The 13,486-nt window shown below is 72.4% G+C and carries 13 protein-coding genes; 8 read left to right on the top strand and 5 right to left on the bottom strand.

The window, feature by feature from the left end:
- Nucleotides 1-58 precede the first annotated feature (58 nt).
- Nucleotides 59-598 carry an orotate phosphoribosyltransferase gene (gene pyrE, locus O7602_RS28445; RefSeq protein ID WP_281585667.1) on the top strand — a complete coding sequence of 180 codons (540 nt, stop codon included), beginning with the start codon at nt 59-61 and terminating at the stop codon, nt 596-598.
- Nucleotides 599-655: 57 nt separating this feature from the next.
- Nucleotides 656-1,033, top strand: a complete 378-nt coding sequence (locus tag O7602_RS28440; protein ID WP_007073957.1) for a metalloregulator ArsR/SmtB family transcription factor — start codon at nt 656-658, stop codon at nt 1,031-1,033.
- Nucleotides 1,034-1,357: 324 nt separating this feature from the next.
- Here O7602_RS28440 and O7602_RS28435 read toward each other — a convergent pair whose 3' ends face one another.
- Nucleotides 1,358-2,140 carry a DedA family protein gene (locus tag O7602_RS28435; protein WP_281590590.1) on the bottom strand — a complete coding sequence of 261 codons (783 nt, stop codon included), beginning with the start codon at nt 2,138-2,140 and terminating at the stop codon, nt 1,358-1,360.
- A gap of 84 nt (nt 2,141-2,224) precedes the next feature.
- Nucleotides 2,225-2,437 (bottom strand): hypothetical protein, encoded by a 213-nt coding sequence (locus O7602_RS28430; RefSeq protein ID WP_281585666.1) that lies wholly within the window; start codon nt 2,435-2,437, stop codon nt 2,225-2,227.
- A gap of 139 nt (nt 2,438-2,576) precedes the next feature.
- On the opposite strand from O7602_RS28430, the gene O7602_RS28425 reads away from it, so the two are divergent.
- The gene (locus tag O7602_RS28425; RefSeq protein WP_281585665.1) at nt 2,577-2,960 is read left to right on the top strand and encodes a phage holin family protein; all 384 of its coding nucleotides are present in this window, start codon (nt 2,577-2,579) and stop codon (nt 2,958-2,960) included.
- Nucleotides 2,961-3,092: 132 nt separating this feature from the next.
- Nucleotides 3,093-4,115, top strand: a complete 1,023-nt coding sequence (gene fbaA, locus O7602_RS28420) for a class II fructose-bisphosphate aldolase (protein ID WP_281585664.1) — start codon at nt 3,093-3,095, stop codon at nt 4,113-4,115.
- Between the two features lie 98 nt (nt 4,116-4,213).
- Here fbaA and O7602_RS28415 read toward each other — a convergent pair whose 3' ends face one another.
- Nucleotides 4,214-5,425 (bottom strand): hypothetical protein, encoded by a 1,212-nt coding sequence (locus O7602_RS28415; protein WP_281585663.1) that lies wholly within the window; start codon nt 5,423-5,425, stop codon nt 4,214-4,216.
- 261 nt (nt 5,426-5,686) lie between these two features.
- Between O7602_RS28415 and O7602_RS28410 the strand changes: the two genes are divergently transcribed.
- A complete protein-coding gene (locus O7602_RS28410) occupies nt 5,687-6,115 on the top strand; it encodes a DUF3151 domain-containing protein (protein ID WP_281585662.1) in 429 nt (142 codons plus the stop codon).
- A gap of 48 nt (nt 6,116-6,163) precedes the next feature.
- On the opposite strand, the gene O7602_RS28405 is transcribed toward O7602_RS28410, so the two are convergent.
- Nucleotides 6,164-8,437 (bottom strand): chromosome partitioning protein, encoded by a 2,274-nt coding sequence (locus O7602_RS28405; protein WP_281585661.1) that lies wholly within the window; start codon nt 8,435-8,437, stop codon nt 6,164-6,166.
- Nucleotides 8,438-8,511: 74 nt separating this feature from the next.
- Nucleotides 8,512-9,510 carry a diacylglycerol kinase family protein gene (locus O7602_RS28400; protein ID WP_281585660.1) on the bottom strand — a complete coding sequence of 333 codons (999 nt, stop codon included), beginning with the start codon at nt 9,508-9,510 and terminating at the stop codon, nt 8,512-8,514.
- Between the two features lie 122 nt (nt 9,511-9,632).
- Between O7602_RS28400 and O7602_RS28395 the strand changes: the two genes are divergently transcribed.
- From O7602_RS28395 to purD, 3 genes are all read left to right on the top strand, one after another.
- The gene (locus tag O7602_RS28395) at nt 9,633-10,922 is read left to right on the top strand and encodes an adenylosuccinate synthase (RefSeq protein ID WP_281585659.1); all 1,290 of its coding nucleotides are present in this window, start codon (nt 9,633-9,635) and stop codon (nt 10,920-10,922) included.
- Nucleotides 10,923-11,122: 200 nt separating this feature from the next.
- A complete protein-coding gene (locus O7602_RS28390; RefSeq protein WP_281585658.1) occupies nt 11,123-12,061 on the top strand; it encodes a type IV toxin-antitoxin system AbiEi family antitoxin domain-containing protein in 939 nt (312 codons plus the stop codon).
- 83 nt (nt 12,062-12,144) lie between these two features.
- Nucleotides 12,145-13,392, top strand: coding sequence for a phosphoribosylamine--glycine ligase (gene purD / locus O7602_RS28385; protein WP_281585657.1), 1,248 nt, complete (start codon nt 12,145-12,147; stop codon nt 13,390-13,392).
- Nucleotides 13,393-13,486 lie beyond the last annotated feature (94 nt).

The following is a 13,486-nucleotide window of genomic DNA, read 5'->3' as shown; positions in this document are numbered from 1 at the left end:
GGCTGATCCGGGTGGACCCCACAGACGGCGCACAGACTTGCGAAGTACGCTCATCGCCATGGGGGACCACGACGACCTGCGTAAATTCATCACTGACCTGGCTGTGGTCCACGGTCGGGTGGTGCTCTCGTCCGGCCGTGAGGCGGACTGGTACGTCGATTTGCGTCGCGTCACGCTCCATCACCAGGCCGCCCCCCTGATCGGCCGGGTGATGCGCGACCTCACCGCGGACTGGGCGTACGACGCGGTCGGCGGACTGACCCTGGGCGCCGATCCGGTGGCCGTCGCGATGCTGCACGCCTCAAGCGGCAGCGACCGACCGCTGGATGCGTTCGTGGTCCGTAAGGCGGGCAAGGCGCACGGCCTCCAACGGCGGATCGAAGGTCCGGACGTGGCCGGACGTCGGGTCCTGGCGGTGGAGGACACCTCGACGACGGGTGGAAGTGTGTTGACCGCCATCGAGGCATTGCGTGAGGCCGGAGCCGAGGTGGTGGGTGTGGCGGTTATTGTTGATCGAGGCGCCGGCGACGCGGTGCGAGCCGCCGGATTGCCCTATCGGGCGGCCTATACGTTGGCTGACCTCGGCCTTGTGGCGTAAAAGTTTGTCGATTCGGTCCTGCTGATATGCAGGCGGATCGATGCTGCTGGTGGAAGGATGGAATACGTGGGAACTGCGTTGGCTGAAATGACCATGCCTCAGATCTCGCCGCTTGCCGGCGAGCCGATCGAACGCGCCGATGCCGAGCGGCTTGCGGGGGTCCTCAAGGCCCTCGCCGACCCCGCCCGGCTGCGGCTGCTCAGCCTGATCCAGTCGGCTCCCGAGGGGGAGGCGTGCGTGTGTGACCTCACCGCGCCGCTCGGCCTCTCGCAGCCGACGGTCAGCCACCACCTGCGAATCCTCACCGAGGCCGGCTTGCTGGAGCGGGAGAAGCGCGGGGTCTGGGCGTACTACCGGCTGGTGCCGACCGCGATCGCCACGATCGCGGATCTGCTCACCCCGCCGCGGAAGCGGGCCACCAAGAAGGCTCGCTGAGTTCGGGCCCGTCCTCCGGGGACGGGCTGGCCGGGGACGGCGCGCTGACACGCGCGCCGTGACCGGCGGCTCGTGTCGACCGGGTGTGGGTGACCGGTGGCGTGTCAGGGGTGGCGCCACCACCGCGCGATGACGGCTGCCGTCGTCCGTGTCACCCGCGGCCCGACAGGTCGTGAGCGAAGGCCGGCCCCCACCCGGGGGCTGGCCTTCGGCGTCGGCTGGCCTTCGGCGTCCTGGCTGTCGGCGTCGGCCGGCTCTTGGCGTCTGCTGGCTGTCGGCGTCGGCCAGCGCCTGGCGTCTGCTGGCTGTCGGCCTCGGTGCGGGTCAGCGGCGGGGCTGACCGCCGTGCCCGTGCGGGTGGTCGTCGCCGTCGATGGCGTCCCGGGCGGCGTCCACGGCGCCGGCGGCGGTCGCCGCGGCGATCACCGCGACCGCTTCGCCGCGCTTGCGTGCCTTCCGGTCGCGGAGGAACTCGAAGAAGATCGGCAGCACCGAGATCAGGATGATCAACGCGACCACCGGCAGGATGTAGCGGTCGATCTTGTCGCCGATGGCGTCGTAGATCTGGCGGGCCAGCAGATAGCCGATCAGCAGGATGCCGTCCACCCAGAGGACCGCGCCGACCACGTTCCACACGAAGAACTGCCGGGCCGGCATGCCCAGCACCCCGGCCACCGGGTTGAGGAAGGTCCGCACGATCGGGATGAACCGGGCCAGCACCACGGCCTTCGCCGGACCGAACTTCTGGAAGTAGTATTCCGCCTTCTCCACGTACTCCCGCTTGAACAGCCGGGAGTTGGGCTTGTCGAACATGCGCCGGCCGTAACGCGCGCCGAGCCAGTGCCCGAGCTGGGCGCCGGCGATGGCGCAGATCGGACCGCCGATCATCAGCCCGGCCAGCGAGAGCCGGGTGCCGTCGCCGAAGATGGCGTCCGCCACCGGGGAGGCGGCCACCCCGGCCAGGAAGAGCAGCGAGTCACCCGGGAAGAAGAAGCCGATCAGCAGGCCCGTCTCGGCGAACAGGATGGCCCAGACGCCGATCATCCCGAAGGTGTGGATGAGGTCCTTCGGGTCGAGCGGATTCAACGCCACGTTCTCGGAGATCATCCGGGTCTTCTCAGCTGTGTCCACGGCCACAAAGGGTACCCGCCCGCCCTGCACCCCCAGCCCACCCCCGGTAGGAGCAATGCCTCAGCGGTAGTCGTCCTCGTCGGCGGTGACCACCCGGGCCTGCTCCATGGCATCCCAGTCGCCGACCTCCAGGCCCCGGTGCGGCTCGCCGTCGGCGTCGTCCGGCGCGACCGTGGCGGCCTGCTCGACCGCGTCGGCTGGCTCCGCCTCGGGGTCCCGCTCCTCCGGAGCGAGGTGGTCGCTCGGGGCGAAGTCCTCGTCGGGCTGTCCCATCGTCCCTCCCTGCGTCTGGGGTGCGGATCGTGTCACCACCACCGTACGGGCTGGTCCGGGCCACCGCTCGGCGCCGGGCGGAACGAGGCGAGTCGGCGATTGCCCCTCCCGGGCGCGCGGCTGGTGCCAGGATGGTGCCGTGGGCTTCCTCATCCGGTTGGCGATCACCGCGGTGGCGTTGTGGATCGCGACGCTGATCGTGCCCGGGGTGAACGTGACCGGCCGCAACGGCGGCAACACCGTGTTCACCCTGATCGTGGTAGCGCTCGTCTTCGGCGTGGTCAACGCCGTGCTGAAGCCGCTCATCAAGGTGTTCGGCTGCGTGTTCTACCTGCTCACGCTCGGCCTGTTCGCGCTCGTGGTGAACGCCCTGCTGTTCCTGCTGACCGACTGGATCGCCCGCCAGTTGCGCCTGCCGTTCCACGTCGACGGCTTCTGGGCCGCCTTCTGGGGCGCCATCGTGGTGTCGGTGGTGAGCTGGCTGATCAGCGTCGTCGTGCCGGACCGGCTGGAGGAACGGTGAGCGGTGCCCGGGTCGGTTGTACCAGGCGTTCGCTCCTACGGGATACTTCCCGCGGTGGACAGCGCGGTCCGGCGCACCCGAGGAAAGACGGCGGCCTGCACGGCCGAGAGCGGTAAGTAAGGAGCGTTCGACATGCCCATCGCTTCCCCCGAGGCTTACGCGGAGATGCTGGACCGGGCCAAGGCCGGCCGGTACGCGTACCCCGCGATCAACGTGACCTCTTCCCAGACGCTGAACGCGGCGCTCAAGGGCTTCGCCGACGCGGAGAGCGACGGCATCATCCAGGTCTCCACCGGTGGCGCGGAATACCTGTCCGGCCCGTCGATCAAGGACATGGTGACCGGTGCGACCGCGTTCGCGGCGTACGCGCACGAGGTGGCCAAGAAGTACCCGGTGACCGTCGCCCTGCACACCGACCACTGCCCGAAGGACAAGCTGGACAAGTTCGTCCGGCCGCTGATGGCCATCTCCCAGGAGCGCGTCAAGAACGGCCAGGAGCCGCTGTTCCAGTCGCACATGTGGGACGGTTCGGCCGTGCCGGTGGCGGAGAACCTGGAGATCGCCGAGCAGCTCCTCGCCGAGGCCGCCAAGGGCAAGATCGTCCTGGAGATCGAGGTCGGCGTCGTCGGCGGCGAGGAAGACGGCGTGGAGAACGCCATCAACGACAAGCTCTACACCACCGTCGACGACGGCCTGGCCATGGTCGAGGCGCTCGGCCTGGGCGAGAAGGGCCGCTACATGGCGGCGCTGACCTTCGGCAACGTGCACGGCGTCTACAAGCCGGGCAACGTCAAGCTCCGCCCCGAGGTGCTCAAGCAGATCCAGGACGCGGTCGGCGCCAAGTACGGCAAGGAGAAGCCGCTCAGCCTGGTCTTCCACGGCGGCTCCGGCTCGCTGCTGGAGGAGATCCGGGAGGCGCTCGACTACGGCGTGGTGAAGATGAACATCGACACCGACACCCAGTACGCCTTCACCCGCCCGGTCGCCGACCACATGCTGCGCAACTACGACGGCGTGCTGAAGATCGACGGCGAGGTCGGCAACAAGAAGCAGTACGACCCGCGAGCCTGGGGCAAGCTGGCCGAGGCCGGCCTGGCCGCCCGCGTGGTGGAGGCGTGCGAGCACCTGCGTTCCACCGGCACCCGGATGAAGTGACATCCCGGATGTAAGGAAGGGCCCCTTCTTAACAACTCGTTGTTAAGAAGGGGCCCTTCCTATACCGGAAGCGTTAAGAAGGGCCCCCGCCTTTCACTTCACCGCACCAGGAGGGCGACGGCCTCGCGGACGTCGTCGGTGAGGTGAATCGTGCGGGACAGGTCGCCGAACGGGGACCCGGCGAAGAGTGGCCGCAGCAGCGCCTCCACCGGCAGCTCGGTGGTCCAGAACGCCCGGTCCAGGAAGACGTACGCGCCGCTCGCTCCGTCGGTGCCGTAGAACGTCTTCGTCGCCGCCTGGAACACCTCCTGCACCGTGCCGGCCCGGCCGGGCGCGAACACGATCCCGCCCCGGGCCATCCGCAGGATCGTGTCCTCCCGGATGGCGTTGGAGAAATACTTCGCGATCCGGCCGGCGAACAGGTTCGCCGGCTCGTGGCCGTACAGCCAGGTGGGGACGGCCAGCCCGCCGGACCGGGCCCACCCGGTGTCGAGCGCTGCCGGCCGGGGCGTGGGCAGCGACGGGCCGTCCGCGTACCGCTTGCGCACCGCCAGGGCCGCCGCCGTGTAGCGGTCGTGGTCGGTGAAGTCCGGCGCGGCGGCCAGCACGTCGATCGCCGCCGACAGTTCGTCGGCCGGCCAGGCCGCGAGGAACGCGCCGAGGTTGGCCGCCTCCATCACGCCCGGACCGCCGCCGGTGACCACCAGGCGGTCGGCCCGCGCCAGCTCCCAGCCCAGCACCGCGGCCATCCGGTACGCGGCGCTGCCGCGCGGCACCGCGTGCCCGCCCATCACACCGACCACGGACTGCGGTCCGTGCACGGCCAGCCACGCCCGGGTGGCGTCGGCCAGCGCGTTGTCCACGCCGTGGTCGTGCAGCCGCTGGCCGAGCGCCTCGCGTACGTCGGGCAGCGCGCCGCCGTGCGCCCGGAAGTGCGCGTACACCCGGGTGTCGTACATCTCGGCGAACCCGCCCTCGTCGAAGCCGACGGCCAGGTCGTCGGCGGTGTAGAGGTGGGACGGCTGGGTCGGGTAGGGCAGCTCGGAGAAGGGCGGGACGACGTCGGCGCCCCGGCGGACCAGATCCGCGCCCACCTCACGGTCGGCGAACCGGCAACCCACGAAGAGGGCGCCGGCGACGTCGACGTCGCGCAGGTCGGGGACCGGGTCCAGGTCGAGGCGCAGCCCCTGCACGGTCAGGCCGGCGAGTGTCCCCCCGGCCAGCCGCCGGTCGAACTCGACCCGGGTCTGTACTTCGTTGAGGTGGGGGGCGTGCGGCTCGATGACGTCCGCGGGCGGTGGGGTCGGCACCAGGCCATCCTGCCCCGCCCCGGCAACCCCGCAAACCCGGGCGGTACGGACAGGAGCCCGGCGGGCACGCCGCCGGGCTCCTGCGTAACCGGTTCCTGGGGAGGCTCCGGATCTGTAGTTGTAGTGCAATATGCACGCGCGCGGCATGGGCCGCGGGTACGTGTGGTGCCGCCGCAGGCGTGACGAAACCCTCAGCCGTTCAGCCGACCGGCTGGCCAGCCCCCCTCGCGCACCCGAGGGCGAAGCGGGTTGAATGGGGCGATGCAGAACCTGTTGCCTGAGCCACCGGCCACCCTGCTCCCCGTCTCCGAAGAGGCCGACGCCGCGCTCGCCGCCGCGGTCGAGCAGGGCACCGACGAGGCGTACGCCGAGGTCGCGGCCCGCTTCCCGACCTACAGCGCGGCCTGGGCGGCGCTGGCCGGCCGCGCGCTCTCCGCGGGCCAGGTCGTTCCGGCGTACGCCTACGCCCGCACCGGATACCACCGGGGCCTGGACCAGCTGCGCCGCAGCGGCTGGAAGGGACACGGCCCGGTGCCCTGGTCACACGTGCCCAACCAGGGCTTCCTCCGCTGCCTGTACGTGCTCTCCCGGGCCGCGGGCGAGATCGGCGAGGCGGACGAGGCGGCCCGCTGCGCCCAGTTCCTCCGCGACTGTGACCCGGCCGCCGGGGACGCGCTGGCGAGCGACTGATCCCACAGGCGACGGCCGGCCCCGCCGCGGGCCGGCCGTCGCGCCGTCCTACAGACCTTCCGCCACCGACGCGGCGATCTTCAGCCAGGCGTCCCGGGTGGCGGCGGAAAGCTGCCCGTACCGCAGCGGCTCGCCGGTGTCGATGAGCCGCTCGTACGGCGCCAGCAGCACCGCCCGGGTGCGGGCGGCGAAGTGCGCCTGGATGGCCGGCAGGTCGATCTCCTTGCGGGACGGCGGCATCGAGACCACCGTCACCGCCTGCCGGACCAGCCGCTGCCGGCCGCTCTGCTCCAGATGGTCGAGCATCCGGGCGGCGGTCTCGGCCGAGTCGTTCCGCGCCGACATGGTCACCACCAACTGGTCGGTGGCGTCCATGGCGGCCTGCCAGTTCTGCGCCCGGACGTTGTTCCCGGTGTCCACGAAGATCAGCTTGTAGAAGCGACTGACCACCTCGCGGATCTCGGCGAACGCGGCGGCGGTGAGCATCTCGCCGCCGGTCGCCGACTCGTCCGAGGCGAGCACGTCGAACATCCCCTCGCCCTGCGAGCGGACATACTGCGACAGGTCGCCGACCCGGCCGTGCGGACCCTGGAACTGGGCCAGGTCGCGCAGCATGTCCCGCACGGTGCGGGCGTGGAAGTCCTGCTGCGCCCGCATCCCGAGGGTGCCCTGGGTCTCGTTGTTGTCCCAGGCCAGCACGTACCCGCCGCGTTTCTGGCCGAACGTCATGGCGAGCAGCAGGATGGCCACCGTCTTGCCGGCGCCGCCCTTGGGGTTGACCACCGTCACCTGGCGCAGCCCACCGAAGTTGCGGCGGACCATCTCGATGTCGCGCTTCATCTCCTGCTCGTGCCGGCCGGGCGCGAGCCGGACCAGCCCCATCCGGTTGACCACCGCGCGGACGCCCATGGTGGCCACCGGGTCGACCGGCCGGACCTGACGTCGCCGGGCGAAGTCCTCAGCCGTCGGGGGCACCGCCTGCTGCGGGGTCCAGCCGGGCTCCGGGTACACCCCGGGTGGCAGGGCGGGCTGTTGCGGCGGTCCGGCCTGCGGGGCCGGTCCGGCTTGCGGCGCGATCCCGGCCTGCTGCGGCATCCCGGCTTGTGGCGCCGGTCCGGCTTGTGGCGGCATCCCGGCATGCGGGGGCACGCCGGGCTGTGGGGGCATCCCGGCTTGTGGGGGCACGCCGGGCTGTGGTGGCGTTCCGGGCTGTGGGGGCACCCCGGGCTGTGGGGGCATGCCGGCCTGTGGCACCCCGGGCTGCGGCGGGTAGGCGGGCGGGGGGTAGGCCGCGTCACCGCTGTACGCCGGCTGTTGCATCGGCACGCCGGGTGACGGCGGGAACGGGCCGAGTCGGTGCGGGTTCTCCGTGGACGGCGCGCCCGGCCCCGCCGAATGTGGCCCGTCCAACGGCACGGCCGTGACCGACGCGGAGCCGACGACCGGTCCCGCGCTGATCGGTCCCGCGCTGACCGGTCCCACGCTCACCGGGCGGGTGGTGGATGGGCCGTTCGCGGTCTGGCTGCCGGCGGGGGAGCCGGTTTCCGTCATTCCGAGCGCGGCCGATCCGTGCCCGGTGGAGCCGCCGGTGGCCGGGGCCGGCGCGGTCGGCCCGGCCCATGTGGCGTCGTGGAGCGGCGGGTATGCGGCCGGGACGGCGCCGCCGGTCGGCTGGCTCGGGACGCCGGGACGGGCCGGTGCCCCGACCCCGTCGGTCGGCTCTGCCGCACCCGTGGCCTCGGCTGTGGGGCGCTGCGGCGGCTGTGCCCACGGCGACGCGGCCCGCCCGTTCGCCGGAACCTCGCCACCGACGCCAACCGCCCGGGCCGCGGTCCCGTCGGGGTCGGCCGTCGGGCCGCCCGAACGACCCGCGGCCGGCGTGGCCCCCGGGACCGGGCCGGGTGCCGTGGCGGCCGGAAGCTGATCGGTCGCGCGTGGCGGGGGCGCGTCGGTCGGGTGGCCGGGTGCCGTGGCGGCCGGAAGGCGATCGGCCGCCGCCGGCGGGGCGGGAGTCGGCTGGTCGAGCATGAACGGCAGGTTGACCTCGACCGCCTGCTGCGGTGACCCACCGTTGCTCGTGCGGCCCCCCTCGGGCGCGGAAGCGACCTGCGACGGCGGCACGGGGGTGACCTGCGGCGACGGTGCGGGGGCGTCGGCCGGTGGAAGGGGCCACGGTGGCACAGCCGGTTGGGCCGGTGCCGCCCACGGCGGGGCGGTGACCACCCCGTCGATCTCCTCGGGCGGCCAGAGCGGCTCGACGTCCCGCTCCGGCACCTGCGGCCCGCCCGGCACGTGGGCCCGGTCGTCGTTCTCGTGCGCCACGATTCCTCCCCATCCCTCCCGCCGAGAATAGGCGGTCCGGCCAGCCGGGCGATCCGGGTGCGGATCGATAGCGGTCAGCCCGTCCAGACCGCCCAGGCCCCCGGCTCGGTCCACCAGGACCGCTTCCGGCTCAACTCGCCCTCGACGCCGTCGTCGAGGAAGGGCACCTTCCCGTCGCGGGGCACCACCGCCACCGCCCGGCCCCGGGCCCGGCGTACCTCAAGCCGGACCTTCTTCCGGCCCAACGCGGATCGGGTCACCACGGGCACGGCCACGCCCACCGCCAACCGGCCGTCGGCCGGGTCCGGGTCGGCGAGCAGGGCCACCTCACCGAGGCGCGCGTACCCACCGGCGTTGCCGATCGCGCAGGCCGAGATCGGCTCGGTGCCGTCGCTGAGCACCGCGCCGTCCACCTCGACGCGGGCCCGCCAGTGCAGCGGGCGGCCGGCGTCGTCGGCCGCGCCGAGCAGCGCGCCGTCGAGCGTCACCGAGCCGCCGTCGTTGCGCAGCAGGTCCAGCCGGCGCGGCGTACCGTCGAGCACCGCCGCGGCCACCGCCGCCGGCTCGCGCGGCAGCCCGAGCTGCGCGGCCAGGTCCCGCGCCGACCCGGTCCGGGCCGGATCCAACGGGAGTACGCCGACCGGCGGCAGATCGGGCAGTGTCCGGTTCTCCGGCAGGTCGGGCGGTCGGCGGCTGGGCGGCGGAGCGTACCGGCGCACCAGCCGGCGCAGCACGGCGCGCAACTGACCGTCACTGGCCGTGGCGACGATCAGTCGGGTCTTGCCGTCGGAGTCCGGCCCGGCGAGGCCGTCTTCGCGGGGCGGACCGTCGAGGCGGGCCAGCACCTCGTCGATCTCCGCGTCCGACCGGGCGGTCACCGTGGTCACCCGGGCACCGCGCGTGGTCAGCGCGTCCGCGCAGGCCAGCACCGGTACGCGCGGTGTCTCGCAGCGTTCGGCGTCGGGCGTGGCGGCGGTGTCGTCCGCGCCGCCGCAGCAGGCTCCGCCGCTGCCGCAGCCCCCACCGGGAGCGTCCCGCTCCGAGCCGAGCGTGAGCAGCACCACGTCGTACACGAAGGAGCCTCCTGCTTCTCGACGAACCCCTGCCGGTCCGGTCGTCACTACTTGTTAGCCTGACACCCCGGGCTCGCCGACCGGTCGCCACCTGGCACCCGAGCCTTCTGGAGGCGGAAAAGATGCCAGCGATCGTGCTCCTCGGCGCCCAGTGGGGCGACGAGGGCAAGGGCAAGGTTACCGACCTGCTGGGTGAGCGGGTCGACTACGTCGTGCGCTACTCCGGCGGCAACAACGCCGGCCACACGGTGATCACCCCGGACGGGCAGAAGTACGCGCTGCACCTGATGCCGTCCGGCGCGCTCTCCCCGAACGCGATGATCGTCATCGGCAACGGCGTGGTGGTCGACCCGAAGGTGCTGTTGCAGGAGATCGACGGGCTCGCCGAGCGGGGCGTGGACGTCTCCCGGCTGCGCATCTCCGGCGACGCGCACCTGATCATGCCGCACCACCGGGGGATCGACCGGGTGGTCGAGCGCTACCTGGGCAGCTCCCGCATCGGCACCACCGGCCGGGGCATCGGCCCGGCGTACGGCGACAAGGTCGCCCGGATGGGCATCCGGCTTCAGGACCTGCTCGACCCGGGCATCCTGCGGAAGAAGCTGGAACTGGCGCTCCGGGAGAAGAACCAGCTCCTGTTCAAGATCTACAACCGCAAGGCGATCGACGTCGACGAGACCGTCGAGGAATACCTCCAGTACGCCGAGCGGCTGCGGCCGTACATCGCCGAGACCCGGGTGATGCTCTGGGACGCCCTGGACCGCGGCGAGACCGTGCTGCTGGAGGGTGCCCAGGCCACCATGCTGGACATGGACCACGGCACGTATCCGTTCGTCACCTCGTCGAACCCCACCGCCGGTGGGGCGTGCGTGGGCGCGGGCATCCCGCCGACCGCCATCACCAAGGTGATCGCGGTGAGCAAGGCGTACACCACCCGGGTGGGCGCGGGCCCGTTCCCCACCGAGTTGTTCGACGACAACGGCCGCCACCTGGTCAAGATCGGCCACGAGTACGGCACCACCACCGGCCGGGAACGCCGGGCCGGCTGGTTCGACGCCGTGGTGGCCCGGTACGCGTGCCGCCTGAACGGCGTGACCGACCTGGTCGTCACGAAGCTGGACGTGCTCACCGGCCTGCCCAAGGTGCCGATCTGCGTCGGTTACGAGATCAACGGCGAGCGTTTCGACGACATGCCGATGACGCAGACCGACTTCCACCACGCCACGCCGATCTACGAAGAGCTGGACGGCTGGTGGGAGGACATCACCAAGGCCAGAACCGACGATGAGCTCCCGGAGAACGCGAGGCGCTACATCGCAAGAATCGAGGAGCTGACCAGAACGCGCGTAAGCGTGGTCGGCGTAGGCCCAGGCCGAGAAGAAAACGTCCAACGCCACCCCCTCCTCCCCTGACACCCGCCGCCTCACCCGGCCACACCCCGCCTCACCTCGTTGATCATGAAGTTAGCGGCAGTTGCGTAGATCGACATCGCCGCTAACTTCATGATCAGCCGGGCTGGGTGGGGTGGGTGGGTGGGGTGGGTTGTCCACAGGGTGGGGCCGGTTATCCACAGGGGGTTGGTTCGGGCTGGGCCTGCCGGGAGGCTCGGTGGGTGGAGCGCGTTTGGGTGGTCAAGCAGATCGCCAGGGAACAGGGTGGGGTTGTCACCCGTGACCAGGCGCTGCGGGCCGGCTTCAGTCGGTTTGAGATCGACAACCTGCTCAGGACCGGTCGATGGCGGCGGCTGGCTCGGGCGACGTACGTCGTCGAGCCGTCGTCCGGGTCCGACCTGGCCGAACGACGTCGCCGGATTCGAGCTGCGCTGCTTTCGCTCGGGCCGGAGGCGCACGCCGTTCTGGGGACCGCCGCCGAGCTGCACGGAATCGCCGGCCTTCCGAGGATGGCGGCGATCCATGTCGCGTTGCCGGGCCGCTCGGCCCGACCGGCCCGGGTCGGGGATCCCGCCGTGGTCCCGCATCAGTTCGACCACCTTGACGGCGAGCTGACGACGGTCGACGGCATTCCGGTGACGGCTCCGGTGCGTACCCTCGCGGATCTTGTTCTCCGGGAGCGCCGATATCCGGCCGTCGCGCTGCTCGACTCGGCGCTGAACCGTGGGAAGGTCAGCGAGGACGACCTGCGGGCCATGCCTGCACTGTTCGCGCGCCGGCGGGGCGCGGTGGCGGCTCGCAGTCACCTGGTGGAGGCGAATGGCGCGGCGCAGTCGCCGCTCGAGACCCGGACCCGGCTCCGTTGTGTCGATGGTGGAGTGCCGCCGGACATCCTCCAGGTGGAGGTACGTGACGCCGACGGGCACCTCCTCGGTGTGGGCGACATGGGCTGGCGAAGTGCCCGGGTGATCGCCGAGGCGGACGGCCGGGATCCGCACACCGCTCCGGCGGCACTCTTCGAGGATCGGCAGCGGCAGAATCGCCTCGCCAACGCCGGGTGGACCGTGCTTCGGTTCACATGGCCCGACACCCTCCGCCCCGACTACATCCCCCAGGTCGTCCGCGAAGCACTTCGCACCCGCACCCGGCTTCGATCATGAGGTTGGCGGCGAAGTCGATCTCACATGTTGCCGTCAACTTCATGATCGACGGGGTGGGGGGTGGGGGTCAGTAGGATGCGGGCGTGCGGGTTCTTCTTGTGGGTGGTGGAGGGCGGGAGCATGCGCTCGCGCTCGGGGTGGTTGCCGATCCGGCCGTGTCGGGGGTGGTCGCGGCTCCGGGGAATCCGGGGATCGCGGCGGTTGCCTCGCTACGGGAGGTCAACCCGACCGATCCGGCGGCAGTCGCGGCGCTCGCGGTGGAGACGGCGGCGGATCTGGTGATCATCGGTCCCGAGGCGCCACTGGTGGCCGGCGTCGCCGACGCCGTACGCGCCAAGGGCATCGCCGTGTTCGGCCCCGGCGCGGAAGCGGCCCGGCTGGAGGGCTCGAAGACGTTCGCCAAGGACGTGATGACGGCGGCCGGTGTGCCGACCGCCCGCGCGTACACCTGCACCGACGCGGCGGCCGTGGCGCGGGCGCTCGACGAGTTCGGCGTGCCGTACGTGGTCAAGGACGACGGGCTCGCCGCCGGCAAGGGCGTGGTCGTCACCGACGACCGGGCGACCGCCGAGCGGCACGCGGCCGAGTGCGGCCGGGTGGTGATCGAGGAGTACCTGTCCGGCCCCGAGGTGTCGCTCTTCGTGGTGACCGACGGCGAGGCGGCGCTGCCGCTGCTGCCGGCGCAGGACTTCAAGCGGGTCGGTGACGGCGACGCCGGGCCCAACACCGGTGGCATGGGCGCGTACGCGCCGCTGCCCTGGGCCCCGCCGGGCCTGGTCGACGACGTGATGCGGGACGTGGTGCACCCGACGCTTGCCGAGCTGCGCCGTCGGGGCACGCCGTTCGTCGGCCTGCTCTACGTGGGCCTGGCGATCACCCCGTCCGGCCCGCGTGTGATCGAGTTCAACGCCCGCTTCGGCGACCCGGAGACCCAGGTCGTGCTGGCCCTGCTGGAGACGCCGCTGGCCGGGCTGCTGCACGCCGCCGCCACGGGCACGCTCGGCGCGCACCCGCCGCTGCGCTGGCGCGACGGCGCGGCGGTCACCGTCGTGGTCGCGGCCGAGGGCTATCCGGAGCGCCCGCGTACCGGTGATGTGATCACCGGCGCGGACCGCGCCGGGATCATCCACGCCGGCACCCGCCGGGACGCCGACGGCACGTTGCGGTCCGCGGGCGGCCGGGTCCTCTGCGGTACGGCGACCGGCCCGGACCTGGCCGCCGCGCGCGACGCCGCCTACGAGTTGGTACGCGGCGTCGAGCTGGACGGCGCCCACCACCGCACCGACATCGCGGCGGCGGCGGTGGACGGCCGGATCACGATCCCCGGCTGACCCGAACGGCGGGCGGCCGGCGGTGGCCCGGGCTGGACGGCCGGCGGCGGACCGGACTGCCGGTGGCGGACCGGACGGCCGGCGGCGGACCGGA

The organism is Micromonospora sp. WMMD1128 (genome assembly GCF_027497235.1).
GTDB lineage: Bacteria > Actinomycetota > Actinomycetes > Mycobacteriales > Micromonosporaceae > Micromonospora.
Note: the sequence above shows the minus strand (reverse complement) of the source record. Positions and strands in the feature narration are given on the sequence as shown.